Source organism: Thioclava pacifica DSM 10166, from assembly GCF_000714535.1.
Taxonomy (GTDB): Bacteria; Pseudomonadota; Alphaproteobacteria; order Rhodobacterales; family Rhodobacteraceae; genus Thioclava; species Thioclava pacifica.
Genome location: NZ_AUND01000013.1, coordinates 1 through 18,307 on the forward strand (window position 1 = coordinate 1; position 18,307 = coordinate 18,307).

The 18,307-nt window shown below is 65.0% G+C and carries 14 protein-coding genes and 1 tRNA gene; 9 read left to right on the forward strand and 6 right to left on the reverse strand.

The features are described from left to right. Positions 1-87 precede the first annotated feature (87 nt). Positions 88-708: a YdeI/OmpD-associated family protein gene (locus TP2_RS08810; RefSeq protein WP_038076294.1), complete on the reverse strand. Its 621-nt coding sequence runs from the start codon at positions 706-708 to the stop codon at positions 88-90. 179 nt (positions 709-887) lie between these two features. On the opposite strand from TP2_RS08810, the gene TP2_RS08815 reads away from it, so the two are divergent. Next, on the forward strand, positions 888-1,556 hold the full coding sequence (locus TP2_RS08815) for a CatB-related O-acetyltransferase (protein ID WP_038076296.1): 669 nt from the start codon (positions 888-890) through the stop codon (positions 1,554-1,556). A 67-nt stretch (positions 1,557-1,623) separates the two neighbouring features. Next, complete coding sequence (locus TP2_RS08820; protein WP_038076298.1) at positions 1,624-2,610, forward strand: zinc transporter ZntB; 987 nt, start codon at positions 1,624-1,626, stop codon at positions 2,608-2,610. A 1-nt stretch (position 2,611) separates the two neighbouring features. Here the strand turns inward: TP2_RS08820 and TP2_RS08825 are convergent, their stop codons facing one another. Continuing rightward, positions 2,612-3,172, reverse strand: a complete 561-nt coding sequence (locus TP2_RS08825; RefSeq protein WP_038076300.1) for a type 1 glutamine amidotransferase domain-containing protein — start codon at positions 3,170-3,172, stop codon at positions 2,612-2,614. A gap of 194 nt (positions 3,173-3,366) precedes the next feature. Here TP2_RS08825 and TP2_RS08830 point away from each other — a divergent pair. The 3 genes from TP2_RS08830 to TP2_RS08840 all read left to right on the forward strand — a co-directional run bounded on the left by TP2_RS08830 (position 3,367) and on the right by TP2_RS08840 (position 7,165). Next, positions 3,367-3,442 (forward strand) — tRNA-Trp (locus tag TP2_RS08830). An 88-nt stretch (positions 3,443-3,530) separates the two neighbouring features. After that, positions 3,531-5,975 (forward strand): glycosyltransferase, encoded by a 2,445-nt coding sequence (locus TP2_RS08835; protein WP_051692387.1) that lies wholly within the window; start codon positions 3,531-3,533, stop codon positions 5,973-5,975. Next, positions 5,972-7,165 carry a hypothetical protein gene (locus tag TP2_RS08840; protein WP_038076302.1) on the forward strand — a complete coding sequence of 398 codons (1,194 nt, stop codon included), beginning with the start codon at positions 5,972-5,974 and terminating at the stop codon, positions 7,163-7,165. The genes TP2_RS08835 and TP2_RS08840 overlap by 4 nt, the downstream gene beginning before the upstream one ends. On the opposite strand, the gene TP2_RS08845 is transcribed toward TP2_RS08840, so the two are convergent. After that, on the reverse strand, positions 7,162-7,974 hold the full coding sequence (locus tag TP2_RS08845; RefSeq protein ID WP_084714110.1) for an ABC transporter permease: 813 nt from the start codon (positions 7,972-7,974) through the stop codon (positions 7,162-7,164). The genes TP2_RS08840 and TP2_RS08845 overlap by 4 nt on opposite strands. An 88-nt stretch (positions 7,975-8,062) precedes the next feature. Here TP2_RS08845 and TP2_RS08850 point away from each other — a divergent pair, with 88 nt between their 5' ends. The 3 genes from TP2_RS08850 (at position 8,063) to TP2_RS08860 (ending at position 12,891) form a co-directional block, all read left to right on the forward strand. Next, on the forward strand, positions 8,063-9,349 hold the full coding sequence (locus TP2_RS08850) for a KpsE/RkpR family capsule polysaccharide export protein (RefSeq protein ID WP_240473738.1): 1,287 nt from the start codon (positions 8,063-8,065) through the stop codon (positions 9,347-9,349). 9 nt (positions 9,350-9,358) lie between these two features. Further along, positions 9,359-10,027: an ABC transporter ATP-binding protein gene (locus tag TP2_RS08855; protein ID WP_038076303.1), complete on the forward strand. Its 669-nt coding sequence runs from the start codon at positions 9,359-9,361 to the stop codon at positions 10,025-10,027. A 143-nt stretch (positions 10,028-10,170) separates the two neighbouring features. Next, complete coding sequence (locus tag TP2_RS08860; protein WP_169739512.1) at positions 10,171-12,891, forward strand: DUF4214 domain-containing protein; 2,721 nt, start codon at positions 10,171-10,173, stop codon at positions 12,889-12,891. Positions 12,892-12,893: 2 nt separating this feature from the next. On the opposite strand, the gene TP2_RS08865 is transcribed toward TP2_RS08860, so the two are convergent. Next, positions 12,894-14,291, reverse strand: a complete 1,398-nt coding sequence (locus TP2_RS08865; protein ID WP_038076307.1) for a phosphomannomutase — start codon at positions 14,289-14,291, stop codon at positions 12,894-12,896. A gap of 142 nt (positions 14,292-14,433) precedes the next feature. Here TP2_RS08865 and TP2_RS08870 point away from each other — a divergent pair, with 142 nt between their 5' ends. Beyond that, on the forward strand, positions 14,434-15,489 hold the full coding sequence (locus TP2_RS08870) for a DUF2793 domain-containing protein (protein WP_038076309.1): 1,056 nt from the start codon (positions 14,434-14,436) through the stop codon (positions 15,487-15,489). Here TP2_RS08870 and TP2_RS17965 read toward each other — a convergent pair whose 3' ends face one another. Together TP2_RS17965 and TP2_RS18620 are read right to left on the reverse strand one after the other, a co-directional pair. After that, the gene (locus TP2_RS17965; RefSeq protein ID WP_157617078.1) at positions 15,490-17,868 is read right to left on the reverse strand and encodes a glycosyltransferase family 4 protein; all 2,379 of its coding nucleotides are present in this window, start codon (positions 17,866-17,868) and stop codon (positions 15,490-15,492) included. 77 nt (positions 17,869-17,945) lie between these two features. Continuing rightward, the coding region (locus TP2_RS18620; RefSeq protein ID WP_038076311.1) for a hypothetical protein at positions 17,946-18,307 on the reverse strand (362 nt) is incomplete at its 5' end.

Genomic DNA, 18,307 nt, shown 5'->3' on the forward strand with positions numbered 1-18,307 from the left:
TCTCGAAAATCATCGAGTGATCTTCGGATCATAGCGAGTTGCGAAGGGCCGCCCGGTTGGGCGGCCCTTTTGCTTTCGTGATGCGCGCTAGCGGTCGTGCAGGCCCTTGCCCGACAGGATCGCCGCGCGGTGATGCGCGATCCGGGCGGCACGGGTCTGAGATTTCTTGCGCGCGCCGATGTCGAGCATATAGGCCCGCTGGCGGCCGGGTGTCAGCGCCGCGAAGGCCTTCGACAGCGCCGGATCGGCTGCGAGCGCCGCTCTGAGTTCTTCGGGCGGGTCGAGTTTCGCAGGCGCGCGCTTCGGACGGGGCCCCGCCTCGGCCTGTGCGCGGCCCTGCGCCAGAAACTCCCGGATATCCTCGGCGCGCGCTGCGACCTGTGCCACGTCGGTAAAGGTCAGCATGTCGGCCTCGCGCGAATTCGGACCACGACGTTCGAGGAGCTGTCGCGGGTCCTCCAGACGCTCTGCATCGAAGAAGGTCAGCCGGAAGTTGTCTCGAAAGGCGCCGATGATCGCGACATTGCGCCCGGCATGGGTGTAGCAGGGATGGCCCCATTTGACGCATTCCTCAAGGCCCGCCGCGCGGCAGAGCGCGCGCAGCGCCGCCAGCCCCTCGGCCCAGTGTTGCGTGCTGCAATCGGGCGTGTCGAACCGCGCACAGCGCCCGCAGCTACGGGTGAAATAGGCTTCGGCATCGCTGATCATCGCGTGCCCCCCGGTTTTTGTCTCGCGGATAGGTTAGCATATGCGGCACCGGCTCCACAGCGGGCATGGCGCGGCGCGGCGAAATCCGCTAATCTGGAGCGACACCGATGGAGGCTCCGATGGACAAGACCCTTTTCTGATCCCGTTTCCCTGAAACCCTGATCGAGAGAGGTCTCTCCATGTCTGCTCATCCGCTGCCGCGGCGCTTTCCTGCGCCCGATACCCGCAATCCTGTCCTGCTGCCCGATGGCACCCCGCATGAACCGACCGTGTTCCTTCAGGCGGTGATCGAGCATCCCAATATCGCGGTCGGGCGCTATGCCTATTACAGTCCGCTAAGCCCGGTGCCCGATGCGGCGGCGGAACTGGCGCCTTACCTTTATCCCGGCTGTCCCGAGCGGCTGGTGATCGGCCCCTTCGCGCAGATCGCGCATAGGGTGCGCTTCATAACCGCGTCGGCCAATCATCCGATGGGGGGGCTTACCACCTATCCGTTCCGGATCTTCGATATGGAGAGTGTCGGGCCCTATCTCGATGAGAATGCAACGATCGGAGATACGGTGGTCGGGCCCGATGTCTGGCTGGGGTTCAATGCGATGGTGATGCCCGGCGTGACGATCGGGGCGGGCGCGATCGTGGCCGCCGGATCGGTGGTTGCCGCCGATGTGCCGCCCTATGCGATCGTTGCTGGCAATCCCGCGCGTTTCGTTCGGTCGCGGTTCCCGGCCGAGGCTGTCGAGGCGTTGTTGGCGCTTGCCTGGTGGGACTGGCCGATCGAGGCGATCCGGGCGGCCTTGCCCGCACTTGAGGCGGCGGATGCGGAGGCGCTTGCGCGGGTCGCGCCGTGAAGCGCGGGCTTGTCCCGCGCCCACCATGCGCTAGGCTCTTGAAAAGCCAATCGCCTCGCGAGACCCGATGACCCAGAGCCCGATCCTCTTTTCCCACGTGCTCAACGGCGCGCCCGATCCCGATGGTCCCACGGACGTGGTGGCGGCGCTGCGCGACGAGCGGCTGGCCTGGGCGCATATTGATGGCACCCATCCGCAGGCGCAGACCTGGATCCGTGAGGAGCTCGACTATCTCGACCCGCAGGCGGTGGAGGCGCTGCTCGACGTGGATACGCGGCCGCGCTCGAGCGTGGTGGGCGAGGGCATCCTCGTGATCCTGCGGGCGATCAACTTCAACGAGGGCGAAGACCCCGAGGATATGGTCTCGCTGCGGATGTATCTCGACACGCGGCGAATCCTGACGATCTCGCGCAAGCGGGTTCGGGCGATTGAGCGGATGAACCAGGTCCTGCATGACGGGGGAGGGCCGAGCGATCCGGGGACCTTCCTCGTGCGCCTCACGGAAGACATCGTCTTGAATATCGGGAATTTCCAGCGTGAGCTCGATGAACTGGCGGAGACGCTGGAGGATCAGGTCTATGCCGGTCAGGCCGATCACATGCGTCAGGACGTGCTTGAACTGCGGCTGAAGGTGATCGCGGCGCGGCGTTATCTGACGCCGCAACGCGACGCGCTGTTGCGGGTCTCGCAGGCACAAAGCCCGGTGATCGACGAGGTGACCCGGCGAGAGATCGAGGAAGAGACCCTGAAGATGACCCGGATCGCGGAAGACATGGACGAGCTGCGCGATCAGGCGCAGGTCTTGCGCGAGGAACTGTCGAGCCAGCTTTCGGACCGGGTGAACCGCAACACGTTCGTGCTCTCGGTGGTCTCGGCGATCTTCCTCCCGTTAGGTTTCCTGACGGGTCTTTTCGGGGTCAATCTCGGGGGGATGCCGGGGCTCAATTCCGCCACGGCCTTTACCTATCTGGTGATCACCTGCGTGCTGATCGTGGTGGGGCAATTGACGGTGATGGGGCTCCTGCGCCTGATCAACAGACGCAGGAGAAGCTAGGTCACGCGGCTTCGCGCATGTGACGGCCTTCCTCGATCTCTTCGATGATCTTGGCGACGAAGGCATCAAGGTCGTTCGGATTGCGCGAGGTCACGAGACCCTGATCGGCCACGACCGGCTCGTTGCGCCATTCACCTCCCGCGTTTTCGATATCGGTGCGCACCGAGTGATAGGAGGTCAGCTTGCGGCCCTTGGCGATTCCGGTCTCGACCAGAAGCCAGGGCGCATGGCAGATCGCGGCGACGGTCTTGCCCTGATCGTAGAAGGACCGCAGCAGCGTCAGCGCGCTGTTTTCGACGCGCAGAAGATCGGGGTTGATCTGACCGCCGGGCAGCACGATCGCGTCGTAGTTGGCGGCGTTGACCTCCGCGATCTTGCGATCGGCGGGGACGCTCTCGCCCCAGTCGGTCTGGTCCCAGCCCCGGATCGGTTTGCCGTCGAGCGATGCGATATGCACCTCGGCTCCGGCCTCGCGGAGCTTGTCGCGCGGCACCATCAATTCGGACTGCTCGAACCCGTTGGTGGCCATGATCAGGATGCGGGCATTGGCGATCTTCGTCATCGTCATCTCCTTTCGTTTTGCCGCGCGAATGGCGCACGGCTTCAACGGAAAAACGAGGCGGGTTGGGCCTGTGTTCCGACACGCATCCTTGAGCGGTCGAGCCGGGGGGCGAGGGGGAAACGCAATCTCGGTGAAAATCGTGAAATCGCTCTTGATTTCGCCTGCGCGCTGGCTTAGCACCCACGCCACGGCCTAGGGGTGTAGCTCAGTTGGTAGAGCATCGGTCTCCAAAACCGAGGGTCGGGGGTTCGAGCCCCTCCGCCCCTGCCAGCCGTTTCCCGTAAATTAACGCTTCTTCGCGTAACTGTTCAGGCGCGCCCGGTTACGGGCTGCGCGTCCCTTGGTTACGGAGAGCGGCGTGCTGGGCAGGTTTCTTCGCATTTTTGACCGGTTCGTTGAATCGAATCTGCGGATCGTGTTGCGCGTACCCGATCTGAGCGGTCTGCCCGGTCGGATCGAGCGGATTGAGCTGCGGCGTAACCGGCTGCGGGTGCAAGGGCAGATTGCAGCGCCACACATCGGTCTGCGGCTGGGGGCGATAACCAGTTGGACGCATCCGCAAGCGGGGCCCGGGGCCGATGCAGGGCGGTTCCGCTTCGATCTGCCTTATGAACCGGGGCCGGCTGCCCTGATCGTGCCGCGGGGGAACGAGGAGGCAACGATCGTCTTGCCAAAGGTCTCGCGCCTGCTCATGGCAAGGGCCCGCGCGGCTCTGCTGATACAGTTCCTGTGGGCCTTGCTGTGGCTCCTGCCCGCGATATGGCGGTGGAAGCAGCGTGGAGATCTGCGAGCGCGCCAGCGTGTGAAAGAGGCGATTGGTCTTTCGGTCCCCGCTGTCGCGGGCGAGCTGCCGACGGATCTCTTTGCCGATGCCTCGCCCGAGGGGGGGCAGGCAGCGGGATCGGTGGTGATCGTGATGCCGATCTTCAACGCCCTAGATTTGTTGGACGAATCGCTGCGTCGGGTCGAAACGCATACCGATCTCGACTGGCATCTGGTCTTGATCGAGGATGGATCGAGCGATCCGCGCGTGCGGCCTTTCCTGCGCGACTGGGCGGCGGTGCGCGCGCGCGTGACCTTGCTCGAGAACACACGCAACCTCGGCTTCGTGGCGAGCGTCAACCGTGGCTTCGATTGGGTGCGGTGTCACGCACCAGAACGGCCTGTGATCTTGCTCAACTCGGATGTCTTTGTGCCGCCCGGTTGGGCCTCGCGGCTGGTCGCGCCGCTGGCCGCAGAAGATGTCGCGAGCGTGACGCCGATGGCCAATGATGCCGAGATCCTGTCCGTCCCCGCGATGGGGCGGCGCAGTGATTTGCCCGAAGGTGCCGTGGATCGGATCGACGCGCTCGCACGGCAGCTCGCCCCAGAACGCGCCACGGCGGAGCTGCCCACCGGGATCGGGTTTTGCATGGCGATTGCGCCGGAATTTCTCGCGCGGCTTCCCCACTTTGATCCCGCCTTCGGGCGTGGCTATGGGGAGGAAACCGATTGGTGTCAGCGGGCCGCAGCACATGGCGGACGGCATCTCGGGATCGCGACGCTGTTTGTGGAGCATCGCGGCGGGGCGTCCTTCGGTTCGGCCGAGAAGGCGCGGCTGCTCGCGAAGAACCATGCGGAAATTTGTCGCCGCTATCCGCGCTACGATGCGGCGATCCAGCAGTTTCTGGCCAATGACAGATTGCACGCGGCGCGGTTCGCTCTCGCGCTGGCCTATGCGGGGGCGTGCCAGGGCGCCCCGTTCCAAATTTGGCTCGCCCATGCGCAAGGCGGCGGTGTGGAGCAGTATCTTTCGGAGCGGATTGCGGCGGAGATCGCAGCGGGGCGGCGATTGGCTGTGCTGCGCGTGGGGTTGCAGCATCGCTGGCAGATCGAGCTGCACGGGCCGGAGGGCGTGATGCGGGCGCGCAGCGACGATACCCCTTTGATGATCCGTCTGCTGAGCGCTGCCGAACGGCGGCATGTCATCTATGCCTGCGGAGTGGGCGATCCCGATGCTCTTTCTCTGCCCGGTATTTTGACGGAGCTGGCGGCGGGGCAGAAGTTGGAGATCGAGATCCACGATTATTTCCCGATCAGCCCATCCTATACGCTGCTATGTGCCGAGGGGCGCTATCGAGGGGTGCCCGTGGCCGGTGGCGCGCTTGCCGATGATCCGGCGCATCAGGGCGAGACGGGACTTGCAGAGTGGCAATCGACCTGGGGACGAGCGATCGCGACGGCGGATCAGGTGACGGTTTTTTCACAGGCTACGCGCGAGATCGTCCTGCAGGTCTGGCCAAAGATGCAGGGCAAGATCGTGCTGCGTCCCCATGAGATGAGCGGGCGTCTCGCAGCTCTTGGCAGCTTTGCGGTGCCAAGCGGCGGCGCTGCGCCGGTGATTGGCGTGCTCGGCAATATCGGTGCGCATAAAGGCGCGGAGGTGGTCGCGGCACTGAGTGCGGATCTCGCGCGTCAGGGTAGCCGCCTGGTGGTGATCGGTACGCTCGATCCGAGGTATAGCTTGGCGCCTCCATCGAGTGTACATGGCGCCTACCGACTCGCGGATCTGCCACGGCTGATGGCGCGCTACGGGATTTCCGCCTGGCTCATTCCCTCGATCTGGCCCGAAACCTTTTCCTACACGACGCACGAAGCGTTGGCGACGGGGCTGCCGGTCGCCTGTTTCGATCTTGGCGCGCAGGCCGAAGCGGTGCGTGCCGCCGGGGCGCAGGGTGTCGTCTTGCCGTTGCCCGAGGGGCAGGGTTCGATCGATCTCTCGCCGCTCCTCGCGCGGATCGAACCGATGCGGGATGCGGCATGAGGGTTCTGGGCGAAAGGGCGGCGATCTTGCATATCGGTGCGCCAAAATGCGGCAGTTCGGCGCTCCAGACGGTCTTGAGTGGGCGGCCGGATTTGATCGGTGCGCAGGGCCAGTCGTTGCGATACAGCGCGTTGCAGGCGGTCCGGGGGCGCGGGGTTCGGTTGCGCGGTGCGATGCTGCGCCATCTCGCCACCTGGTCACCCTATGGCTACCTGTCCTGGCCCGATCTTGGAAGACAGGTGTCCGGATCGACCCTGTTCCACGCGATCGGGCTGGAAATCGCACAGGGGCGTCGCGATGGCTATGTGCCGATTTTGTCGAGCGAGGGCTGGATTCGCCATCCCGAGCGCTTCGCGAAGGCGCTGGCCGCGATGGGGTTCCCGCCGGTCGAGGTGATCGCCTATCTGCGCCCGCCCTTGCCTTGGCTCAATGCGGCCTTTTGGCAATGGGGGGTGTGGACGCGTCCGAGCTTTGATGACTGGCTGCGCCAGCGGCATCTGCCCTACAGTTTCGGCATGAACCTGCGGCGTTGGTCGGAGATCCCGAATCTCACGTTGCATGTCGCGAGTGGCAATGTGCTGAACGATTTCGCCGCCCGGGTCGGGAGCGATCTGGGGCAGGCGGTGCCGCGTCATGGCGCCTTGCCGCCCGCGTTGATGGGATTTCTGCTCCGCAATCGGAGGTTTCGCCGCGACGGTCACGATGCAGCGCTGGAGTTCATCGTCCAGCGCTGGTGCCCGCCCTCCGAGCGCCGTGCCTGGGCGATCGCGCCGCATCACCTGAGCCGGATTGCGACTCTGACGCAGGAGAACCGGCAAACGCTTGAGATGTGTCTGCCCACCGAGATGGTGCGAGAGGTGCTGGCCGATCCGCTCTGGCAGGAAGAGTGCCCCTATCTGCCCGAGATCGAAGCGGGGCCATCGCGCCTGGACGATCGCGAAGCGTTGGCCGAACTCGTTGCGGATCTGGATGTGGGCTGCGCGCGGGCGAGCCATGCGACGGGTCTGGAGCCGCAAGGGGTGCCGGAGCGGCCGCGCCGGACTGCGCCGCTGTCAGATTGGGATGCGGTCGTGGCTGACCTCTTGGTGCGATTGATCGCGCTTGATCGGCGGGCGCGGCGGCGCTGGGCTTGGGGGAGATTGCTGCAACTCGATGATCGGATCGCGCGCGCGAGGGATATGGCGGCCTAGCGGGCGAGCAGATCTCGGTAGCTATTGCGCAGCAGCATGAGCCCGAGCGCAAGGCAGCACAGCGAGATGCCGACAACATAGGCCGGCGAGACGTAATCGGGCCGATAGCCGCTGTAGATCCCCTCGCGCAGCCGTCCGATCACATGAACGAGTGGATTGAACCAGAGCAGCCGCGCGACAGGTTCGGGCAGATGGTCGACCAGGAAGAAGACGCCCGAGACGATGAACATCGGTCGCATCAGGATCGACCAGCCATGTGCCCAGACCGGGAAGCGGATGAAGAGGTAGCAATTGAGTACGCCGATCCCCAGCGCGAGCAGTGCGCCCAAAGCGTAGGCCTCGAGAATGCGAGCGGGATCGGGGCGCGCACCGGTGTCGAGCAGCAGCAGGCATCCGGCGAGCACTGCGTAAGAGACCAGCAATTTCGTCAGTGTGTTGAGCAGGAAACGCGCGATGAGGGCGTCGAGGAAGCTTACCGCGGGATAAGCCAGAAGCGCGCGTGAATAGATCAGTGCCTGGGCGATCTTCGCCTGCACGTCGGAAAAGAGCATGAAGGGCAGAAGCCCGGTGGCGTAGAAAAGTGCGAAGCTGGCGCCAAGAGGCGGCGCGTGGAAGGTGAGCGAAAAGACCAGGGTCAGCAGCGCGATGCCGCCCACGGGTTCGAGAAACGCCCAGAGATAGCCCCCCGGAGAGCGCCCGTAGCTTGACGACATCTCGCGCAGGATCAGCGCCCAGATCGCGCGTAGCGCGGGAAGCGAGCCTGCGCCGCGTGAGCGGGGGGTTTGGGCCGGCGGTGTGGTGACTGGCATCGGCGGAGCTTCCTTAACCAAAAAGCAAGCCCGATCCCGTTAGATGAGCCCAGAGGGTTCGGGGAAGGGACCGGATATGGAGGCGATCTTGGGTGCTCTGGCTAAAGAAAAGGCTAAGGACGGCGAGATTCCCGAAGCGCCGAAGCTGCAGGCTCTGCGCGAGCCGCATACAGAGGTCGCGCGGGTCGAGACCCACCCTGTTCCTGCGCGCCGAATAGAACCGGCCGTTCCCGGCCCCGTCGTGCCCCCTCGACCGGCGCGGCGCAGCGCCTGGCGGCTGCGGCACACGCTGCTCGCTCTCAGTTTCGTCCTGTTCGTGCTCGTGCCGACACTCGGAGCGGCGACCTATCTTTGGGGCAAGGCGGCAGACCAGTTTGTTTCACGGCTTGGCTTCACCGTGCAGCGCGAAGAGGCTGGACCGACGGTCGATCTGCTGGGCGGGTTGTCGAGCCTCTCGGGCAGCAGCTCAAGTGACACCGATATTCTTCACGCGTTCATTCAGAGCCCGACCCTGGTGACCGAGCTCGATGCTGCGCTCGATCTGCGCGCGATCTGGTCGCGGGGGCGGGGTGACTATGTCTTCGGACTTGCGCCTGATGCCACGCTCGAGGACCTGGTGGCGTATTGGGGCCGGATGGTGCGCGTCGGTCAGGGCGCCGGGGCAGGGCTGCTCGACATCGAGGTACGGGCCTTCGACCCGACCGATGCGCAGCGCATCGCGCAGGCGCTGCTCGACCGCAGTTCCGAGATGATCAACCGGCTCAGCGCGATCGCGCGCGAGGACGCCATCGCGCATGCCCGCGGGGAGCTTGACCGCGCCGAGGCGCGGTTGAGTGCCGCGCGGATGGAGCTGACCGATTTTCGCAACACTCACCAGCTGATCTCGCCCGAGATGGACTTGCAAAGTCAGGCAGGGGTGCTCGGCACTTTGGAGGAACAGCAGGCGCAGGTGATGATCGACATCGACCTGCTGCGTGACACAGTGCGCAACGCCTCCGACCCGCGGCTCAAGCAGGCCGAAAGACGGTTGGCGGTGATCGAGGAGCGGATCCGGGCCGAGCGCGAGAAGCTCGGGATTGGTCAGCGCGCCGAGGGCGCTCAGGCCTATGCCGATATCGTGGGTGAGTTCGAACGGCTGATGGCCGAACGCGACTTCGCCGAGCGTGCCTATGCCGCGACGCTCGCCAATTACGATGCGGCCGCGGCCGAGGCACGGCGCAAAAGCCGCTATCTCGCGGCCTATATGGAGCCGACGCTGGCCGAGAGTGCGGAATATCCCCGGCGTGCGATGTTGCTTGCGATGGTCGCGGGGACGCTGTTTCTGCTCTGGGCGATTGGTACGCTTGCGGGCTATTCGGTGCGCGACCGGCGCTGAGGGCAGGCGATGATCCGGTTGCAGCATCTTAGCAAGTCCTACCGAGTCGATGGCGGTGTGAAGGTGGTCGCGAATGATCTCTGCGCGAGTTTCCCCGCCCGCCGGGTGATCGCGCTTCTGGGCCGCAATGGCGCGGGGAAGTCGACCCTGTTGCAGATGATCGCGGGCACGCTCAGCCCGGATCGCGGGCGGGTGATCACGCGCGGCTCGGTCTCGTTTCCGGTGGGGTTCGCGGGCTCGTTTCACAACGATCTGACTGGGGCGCAGAATTGCCGTTTCATCGGGCGGATCTACGGGGTCGATACCGATGAGCTGGTCGCATTTGTCGAGGAGGTCGCGGGCCTCGAGGGCCATTTCCGGATGCCGCTGCGCAGCTACTCGGCTGGGATGCGGGCGCGGCTGGCCTTTGCGGTCTCGATGGGCATCGCCTTCGATACCTATCTGGTCGATGAGATCACGGCGGTCGGCGACGGCGCGTTTCGTGAACGCAGCGCGGAGCTGTTTCGCGCGCGGATGGCCGATGCGGGGGCGATCGTGGTAAGCCATTCGATGGGACAGGTACGCGCGCTTTGCGATGGCGCGGCCGTACTCGAGAACGGTCGATTGGAGTTTTTCGACGATGTCGAGGCGGCCATCGCGCGGCACGAACATAACATGGCTCAGGCCTCGTCAGCCTGATCGCGGGATTTGTGCCGTGTTTGATTAGAAAGCGAGGGTTCTTTCTTTTTTCCGCCGGGTTTCGGCAAGGGAATTCTTAATCCGCTCAGAGAGGATTTCACCCAGCGAGGATGGAATCTCTTTCGGGAAAAGCGGAGACGATCATGGTGGAGATCACGCCGGTTGTGACGAAGATCGATGGGCCCGACGGGTTCATGGCGTCGATATCGGATCTGCTTCTGGTGCAGGAGGCGGATGGCCTTAAGCTCTATACGATTTCCAATGCGGGCGGCGGTATTCAGCAACTCCTGCCCGAAAGCGGGCTGACCCTGAAAGACAGTGCCTATCTGTTCGAGACAGAGGGGCTCGATGCGGCGGGTACGCTGACCGAGATCAGTATCGACGGCAGCCCGGCGCTGCTGATCACCGGGGCGTCGTCGGGGGTGTTCCGCGCGGTGAGCCCGCAGCCTGCGACTGGCAAGATCAGCGATGTCTTCACCCTGCCCGGGGATGTCGCGCCCGGCCCGGTCCTGTCGATTGAGACGCTGACGATCGAGGGGCGCCAATTCCTCGTCGGCTCGCTCAGTCAGGATCCCGGTCTGCATGTCTGGGAGATCGGCTCGGGGGGGCGGATCTTGGAAATCGCTCAGGGCAACGCGGGTGCGCTGTGGCAGAGCAATGACGTGCAGGCGCTCGACGCGGTCGAGATCAACGGGCAGGCTTATCTGCTCGCGGCCTCGGTCGATGACAACAGTCTCACGAGCCTCGCGCTGGGCGCTGACGGGCAGTTGGAACTGGCCGGACGGATCGACATGCGCGACGGGCTTTATATCAATACGCCCAACTCGATCGAGACAGTGAACGTGGGCGGGCAGAATTTCGCGCTGCTCGGCGCGGCAGGCTCCAGTTCGATCTCGGTGGTCGAAATCGGCCCGGGCGGGGTGATGAGCGTCGCCGATCAGGTGAACGACGATCTGACGACCCGCTTTCAGGGGGTGACGACGCTCGACACGGTCGAGATGGGGGCGCATAGCTACGTGCTCGCAGGTGGGTCCGATGACGGGGTGAGCCTGCTGACCATCCTGCCGAGCGGGCGTCTGGTGCAGATCGGCACGATTGCGGACGGGCTCGAGACCGCGCTCGCAGATCCGCGCGCCGCCGAGATGATCGCCGATGCGACCGGTCTCGATATCTTCGTGGTAGGCGATGTGCCCGCGGAGCTGAGCGATCAGGGCACGGGCATTACCCAGCTGCGGGTCGAGCTGGGTCCGGCCGGGCTGGCGCTGCGAATGGCGGATGGTGGCGGGCAGGTCACGGGAACGGCCGCGAACGACCTCATCAGCGGTGGCGCGGGCAATGATCGGATCACGGGCGCGGCAGGGTCCGATATCTTGCAAGACGGCGCGGGAGCGGATTCGCTCTGGGGCGGGGAGGGTGCGGATATCTTCGTGCTCGATGCAGACGGGCAGACCGACTGGATCATGGATTACGAGCCGGGAACCGACCGGCTCGACCTCTCGGGTATGGCGTGGTTCTACACCAAGGATGCGCTCGACATCACCTCGACCGCGAATGGCGCGGAGATCAGTGTCGGGAACGAGCGGGTTTTCGTGCAGACCGCCGATGGCCGCAGCCTGAGTGCTGATGATTTCGAGATCGGCGAGCTGCGCGACATGTGGCACAGCACGATCACGCCGCCCGAGATCGGCGACATCCATACCGAGGGCACGCAGCAGGCCGATTTCATTGATGGGCGCGGCGGTGACGATACGCTGGTGGGCAATGACGGGGCCGATATCCTGCAAGGGCTCGGCGGGGATGATCTGCTCAATGGCGGGCGGATCGACCGCAGCTACGACCCGTTCGCCGCACAAATCTACCGTGTCTATCAAGCGACGCTCGATCGTGCGCCCGATACGAAAGGGCTCGCCTACTGGACCGACGTGCTGGGTTCGGGCGCGCTGAGCCTGCAACAGGTGGCCGACGGGTTCATCAACTCGCCCGAATTTCAGACGCTTTATCAGGACACGGACGATACCGAGTTCCTGACGCTTCTGTATCAGAACGTGCTCGACCGCGATCCCGACAGCGGCGGGCTGAGCTGGTGGCTCGATCAACTCGAGAGCGGCCTGAAGAGCCGCGAGGAGGTTGTCGTCGGTTTCTCCGAGAGCGCGGAATTTCGCGATGCGACGGCGATCGACACGCTGGGTCTTTCGCGGGTCAGCGCGCAGACCGATTTCACCGATGATGTGTTCCGGCTGTATCAGGCGACGCTGGGGCGGGAACCAAATCTGGGCGGCATGGTCTATTGGAGCGAGATGCAGGCCGAGGGGATGGATTTCCTCGACATGGTGTCGGGCTTCGTCAATTCGCCGGAATTCCTGGGCACCTATGGCGATCTCGACGACGAGGGGTTCATCTCGCTCCTGTATCAGAACGTGCTCGGGCGCGCGCCGGATAGTGGCGGGCTGACCTGGTGGCTCGATCAACTCGACAGTGGCGCCTACACGCGCGAGCGGGTCGTGGCTTCTTTTGCGCAAAGTCCCGAGATGATCACCCAGACCGCGCAGACGCAGATCGACTGGTTCCGCTCCTTCGATTTCGAGGATGTTCTGGACGGAGGCGAGGGCTACAACCTGCTTCAAGGCGGGATCATGGCCGATCAATTCGTGTTCCGCGCGGGGGAGGACGGCTATCACGTGATCATAGATCTCGAGCCTTGGGATCAGCTCAGCTTCGAGGGATTCAACTACAATTCGGCAGCGGATGTGCGCGCGCATATCACCGAACAGGGTGACGATTTGCTGTTCAGCGATCTCGGGATGACGATCGAATTCGTCGATGTTGATTTGAGCGTGATCAGTGACGCGATGGTCGATCTCTGATCTCAGCCGAGCCTGTCGCGCAGTTTTCCCAGGTGAATCTCGACCAGGGCGCGGGCGCGTTCGGGGCTGTCGGCCTCGGCATAGCAGCGGCATTCGGGGGCATTGCCCGAGGGGCGCAGATGCACGATCTCTCCCGAGGCGAAACGCAGGCGCAGCCCGTCGGTGCGGTCCATTTCCTCTGCTTTGCCGAGCGTGTCGAAAAAGCCCGCGCATTGAGCCGGATCGCTGGCCAGCGCCTCGATCAGTGCGGCGGAGCGGTCGGTGGGGATCTCGGCAAGCCGATCGGCAGCGGTGAAGCGTGCGGGCAGGCGCTCGACGAGTTCGGAGAGGCTGATCCCGGCGCGCGCCGCCGCGGTGAGCGGTGCGAGGATGGGGAGCAGGCAATCGCGGGTCGCAAGCGGCGCGATCGGTCCGGCGGGTCCCTGCGCGGTGAAGCCCAGCAGGAAGCCGCCATTGGGCTCGAAGCCGACGACCTTGGCTTGAGGGTCGGCCAAGAGCGCGCTTTCCATCGCAGCGATCACGAAGGGCGAGCCGATTTTCGTGCGCTCGATCCGCGCGAATTCGGGCATCGCGTCGATCATCGTGTTGGACGAGATCGGCGTGCAGAGAATTTGCGCGCCAAGCGCCTGCGCGGTGAGCGCGCCGAGCACGTCGCCGGGAACGATCTGACCAGTCCCATCCGTGACCATTGGCCGGTCGGCGTCGCCATCGGTAGAAATCAGCGCATCGAGCGCATGTTCGGCGCACCAGGTCGCAAGCCGTGTTCGGGTTGCGGGATCGACCGCCTCGGTGTCGACGGGGATGAAGGTGTCGGAGCGTGCGAGCGGCACCGGCTGGGCCCCGAGCTGCTGGACGGTGGCGATCAGGATATCGCGCGCGACAGAACTGTGCTCGTAGATGCCGATGCGCATCCCGGCGAGCGCGTCTGTCCCGAAACCCGAGACGTAGCGCGCGATGTAATTTTCGGCGCTTTGCGTGCCCTCGGTCAGCGCGCCCGGTCGGAGTGCGATCTCCCAGTCCTGACCGAGCCGCATCAGAATCTCGCGCTCGTCTTCCTTGGTGATCTCGCCTCCAGGCACATAGAATTTCAGCCCGTTGCGGTCGGCCGGGATGTGGCTGCCAGTGACCATGATCGCGGCGTGGCCGGCCTCCATCGCGGACAGCGCCAATGCGGGCGTGGGCAGGGCGCCTTCGCGGACTGCCGCGATTCCGGCCGCACGGATCGCCGCGATCACCATTTCGGAAATCGCGGGCGAGGAGGGGCGCAGATCCCAGCCCACATGAACTGTGCCGCCGGTCGGGCAGGCCTCGAGAAAGGCGCGGGTGTAATCGGTAATGAGATCGGCGGTGAGCTCGGTCACGAGACCGCGCAAGCCGCTGGTGCCAAATTTCGGAGCCATCGGAAAAGTCCTGAACCTGTGGTCGCGCCGACCCTAGGCCGGGGCCGGGAGGGGTGCAAGCCAGCGCGCGCTGCGGTCGAAACCCGTTAACCCTGCCCGCCTATCGTCCAGCCTCATCACGTCTCAGCGCAGGAAGTTCTCGATGTCTGATCTCTCGGCCAATCTGGCGCTGCCCTATATGCTCGGCAGCCAGGCGCAAAAACATGTCACCCATAACGAGGCGCTGCAAATCCTCGATGCGCTGGTGCAGCTCGCGGTGCTCTCGCGCAGCCAGACCGCGCCGCCGCTCGCGCCGGTCGAGGGGGCGCGCTACCTGCTTCCGGTGGGGGTCACGGGCGCCTGGGCGGGACAGGCGGGCAAGCTTGCGCTGTGGTCGGCGCAGGCCTGGCAATTCCTGGAGCCGCGCGACGGCTGGCGCGCTTTCGTACTCGATGAGGGAGTGGAACTGGTCCTTGTGGGCGGGGCTTGGGGCACTCTGCCGCTGCCTGCGTTGACCAATCTCGACGGTGTTGGGATCGCGACGGCGTATGACGCGACGAACCGGCTGGCGGTCTCGGCCGATGCGACGCTGCTGAGCCATGCCGGGGCGGGCCATCAGCTCAAGGTGAACAAGGCGTCGATGGGCGAAACTGCCAGCCTTTTGTTCCAGTCGAACTGGTCGGGCCGTGCCGAGATGGGGATCGCAGGCGACGACGATTTCGCGATCAAGGCAAGCGCGGATGGTTCGAGCTGGTTCGAGGGGTTGCGAGTCGAGGCGGCGACCGGGCGGGCCGTGATGGCGCAGGGTGCGGTGATCGAGGGTGCGCTGAGTGGCTCTGGGATCGTGGGGACGGTCTCGCAAGCGGGCGGTTCCGTGATCGAACGGGGGGCGAATGTCTCGGGCGAATATGTGCGCTTTGCTGACGGCACGCAGATCTGCACGCAGAACCTCAGCCTCGTCTACGACGCGGATTGGGCGCTCAAGCTCTATTGGTCCTTCCCGCAGGGTTTTGTCGCGGCCCCGGCGCTGAGCATTGCGCTCGATGCGGACAGTCTCGCGGCGGGCGCCGCAATCGGCGCGGGTGCGGTGTCCTTTGCTGGCTTCGAGGGGATCGGCGCGGGGGGTGCCTGGGCGGTGCTTTATGCCGCGAACGGGGCGAGTTTCGTATCCGGTGACAGCTGCACGGTTTCGGTCACCGCGATCGGGCGCTGGGCCTGATCAACGGGTCTCAATTTCGATGAAGATCTCCCGCAGGCGCGCCTCGTAGCGGCGCGCGATAGCGGCGGGGGAGAAATCGCGGCGCACCCGGATCCGGGCTTGCGCCGCTTTTTCCATGCGTCGCTGCGGATCGGCGCGCAATGCGCGCAGTTGGGCGATGGCGGCGGTTTGGTCGGGCTCGCCCCAGCGCTGGTCGGGGCGCGCGAAGATGTAATCCTGAGGGCGAACCTCCACGAGATCGGCGGGAACAAGCCAGGCCGTCTGCGCGTCGCAGAACTCGAGATTTCCGGAATAACCGGTGCACAGAACCGGCGTACCGAGCGCCATTGCCTCGAGCATCCCGAAGCCCCAGCCCTCGGAGCGGTGCAGCGAGACATAGCCATCGGCCCCCGCGATCAGGCGCAGAACCTCGGAATAGTCCATCGTCTCATCGAGCAAAAGGATGCGCGGATCGGCTGAGATCTCGCGGTCGATCTCGGCCCAGAGTGCGGCTTGTGCCGGATCGCGAACCTTGGCGCGGTTCTGGCTTTTGAGAATGAGACGCGCATTCGCATCGTCGGGAAAGGCCGCGCGGAAGGCGCGCAGCGTTCCGAGTGGGTTCTTGCGCTGGAGGAAGGAGAAACTGTCGAAGCTCGCCAGCAGGGTGAAGGCGGTGTCGGGCAGCTTGAAACGGGCCCGCAGCGCGCGGCGGGCCTCGGTGCGATCGAGTGCGGGGGGCTCCTCGAAACACATGCCGACATTGGTGATCGGCTTGGTGGTCGCGCCGCGATAGATCTCGGCGCAATATTCCGATGAAACCCAGATTTCGTCGACCAGATCGAGAGCAAGATGGTGGCAGAGGGCGGGGCTGTCGAGTTCCCAGTAGACATAGGCGATTGTGTAGGCGTCCGAGAAAATGTCGGGCTCGTAGGCAAATGCGGTGGGGATGGCCTCGGCGTTGAGATGCAGCAGGTTGATGCGTGCGGGGCGCGGGGCGCCGGTCGCGATCCGAGGTTGGTTCGGCGTGGGATTGTCGCGGGCGCTATCGACGGCGTTGAGGCTGTAGGGTGTGTGGCCCAGGATCGCGTGCGAGAGCCGGGTCGACTGACCGAGCCCCGCGGCCTTGTGAAAGGGGCCGAGGATCTGGATGTCGACGGGTGAGCCTGCGGGCACGGGCAGGCGCGCGGCCTCGATCCGATGACCTTCGGGGCTGCGCAGGAAGCTACGCGTTTCGAGATCGAATCCGACCGCGCGCAGGGCCGCTGCATAGCGGGCGCGCGAGACGGGCGGGCCGCGACGCAGGCCGGTCGCGAAATTCGAGAAGGCGCCTCCATCGAGAAGGATGTCGAGATCGGCGCGCGGCAGGAACCAAAGGAAGGCGGGCTGTTCGAGGGCGAGCGCCATCACCGAGAGGGTCAGCGTGCGACGATCTTCGCTGCGGCTCAGGTCGAGGGCATTGAACGCCGGGGTGATGGCGTGAAGCTGGCGGGTGAAGCGGGTGAGCGGGAATGGACCGGCAGCGAGAGGTTCGCGGAGCTGGGTGCGGTGAGCCTCTGGGATCAGACAATCGGCGAGACCGAGGCCGGGGGCGAGATCGGTTGCCCAATGGGCGATTGCATTCTCGGTGTCGGGCACGCTCGAAGCGACGCACGGGGCAAGGAGCCGCATGGCGCGCGTTATCCCGGTTTCCTCCGCATTGAGCCAGTCGATCGCTGAGCGCGAGAGCGGGATCTGGAGGCCGGTGCGATTTGCGCCGTAGTCGTCGAGATAGAAGCGCAGGAGATCGCTGATCTGCTCGGCGTCATGGTCGGGGGGAAAGGTTTCCGGATCGGCATCGCGATGCCGGACGAAATCGAGATAGGCGAAGAGCGGGGCAGGAAGGGGCTCGGGGCCTACGGCGGCGCGGGTGCTGAAAAGCGCTCTCTGAGGGGAAAGTGCGGGGCGGGTATCTTGAATGCGCGCACTGTCCAGACGCAGGAGCGGGCCGAAGAGATGACGCGCGAGCGGTGAAACCTGTTTGGCTTCGCGAAAGCCGGCGCCGAGATTGAGGCGAGCGATTTCCACGCCCGAACGCGCATCATGCAGCGCGATCCAGCCTCCGGACTGCGCCGCTTCGATCAGGGCGGATGGCAAGGTGATCGAAAATCCATGACGGCCCGTGCCAATGCCCGCCGCTTCAAGATCGGCGCGGTGCGCAGCCGCGCGCAGCGTCGTGAGGCGCCCCTTTGCGCAATGTAGCTCGATTGTCAGAGGGGACGCGTCGTTGCGCCGTGTGGCCCAGCCGGTGACGGTTGCGCCCTCGACTTGGTCGATCGCACCGCGCAAACCGCCCAAGCGCCGCCAGAGCCGGTGAACCGGCGCGGCGGCGCGAGAACGGGTGAGGAAGTCTTTGGCTGGCAAGGTTGGTTCGCAATGCAATCAAGAGTTGCATTTGTTTTACGAACCGCCCGCCGATACGGCAACGGATTTGGTGCCGCTCACTGAGCCGTTTGCATCAACTGCTGGGCCAAAGTCGCGGCAGAACTGTCCTGCGTTTCGGCGATCTGGGTCAGGGTCTGGCCGTTGGTGGTCGCGCCAAGCTTGGCAAGCGCCTCTGCCTCGGTCAGCCCGAAAACTGGGGCGACGGTGGCGAGCGGGGCGTCAAACATCGCTTGGGCGATTGCGAATTGCGGAGGGCCGCGGCGCACGGTCCCATCCGATTGCAGGGCGGCGGGCACCGCGAAAGCGAGCGCCGCGACAAGCGAGAGGGCAAGCGCCAAGGCCATAGGGGCGCGTTTGAAGTAGTTCGTCATCGCGCGCCAGTTCTTCCAGATATGCAGCACGAAGGGCACGATCAGCA

Bases quoted from the DNA above. Each gene is read 5' to 3' on its own strand.
- TP2_RS08810 (WP_038076294.1), bottom strand. From the start codon at position 708: ATGATCAGCGATGCCGAAGCCTATTTCACCCGTAGCTGCGGGCGCTGT.
- TP2_RS08815 (WP_038076296.1), top strand. From the start codon at position 888: ATGTCTGCTCATCCGCTGCCGCGGCGCTTTCCTGCGCCCGATACCCGC.
- TP2_RS08820 (WP_038076298.1), top strand. From the start codon at position 1,624: ATGACCCAGAGCCCGATCCTCTTTTCCCACGTGCTCAACGGCGCGCCC.
- TP2_RS08825 (WP_038076300.1), bottom strand. From the start codon at position 3,172: ATGACGAAGATCGCCAATGCCCGCATCCTGATCATGGCCACCAACGGG.
- TP2_RS08840 (WP_038076302.1), top strand. From the start codon at position 5,972: ATGAGGGTTCTGGGCGAAAGGGCGGCGATCTTGCATATCGGTGCGCCA.
- TP2_RS08845 (WP_084714110.1), bottom strand. From the start codon at position 7,974: ATGCCAGTCACCACACCGCCGGCCCAAACCCCCCGCTCACGCGGCGCA.
- TP2_RS08855 (WP_038076303.1), top strand. From the start codon at position 9,359: ATGATCCGGTTGCAGCATCTTAGCAAGTCCTACCGAGTCGATGGCGGT.
- TP2_RS08860 (WP_169739512.1), top strand. From the start codon at position 10,171: ATGGTGGAGATCACGCCGGTTGTGACGAAGATCGATGGGCCCGACGGG.
- TP2_RS08865 (WP_038076307.1), bottom strand. From the start codon at position 14,291: ATGGCTCCGAAATTTGGCACCAGCGGCTTGCGCGGTCTCGTGACCGAG.
- TP2_RS08870 (WP_038076309.1), top strand. From the start codon at position 14,434: ATGTCTGATCTCTCGGCCAATCTGGCGCTGCCCTATATGCTCGGCAGC.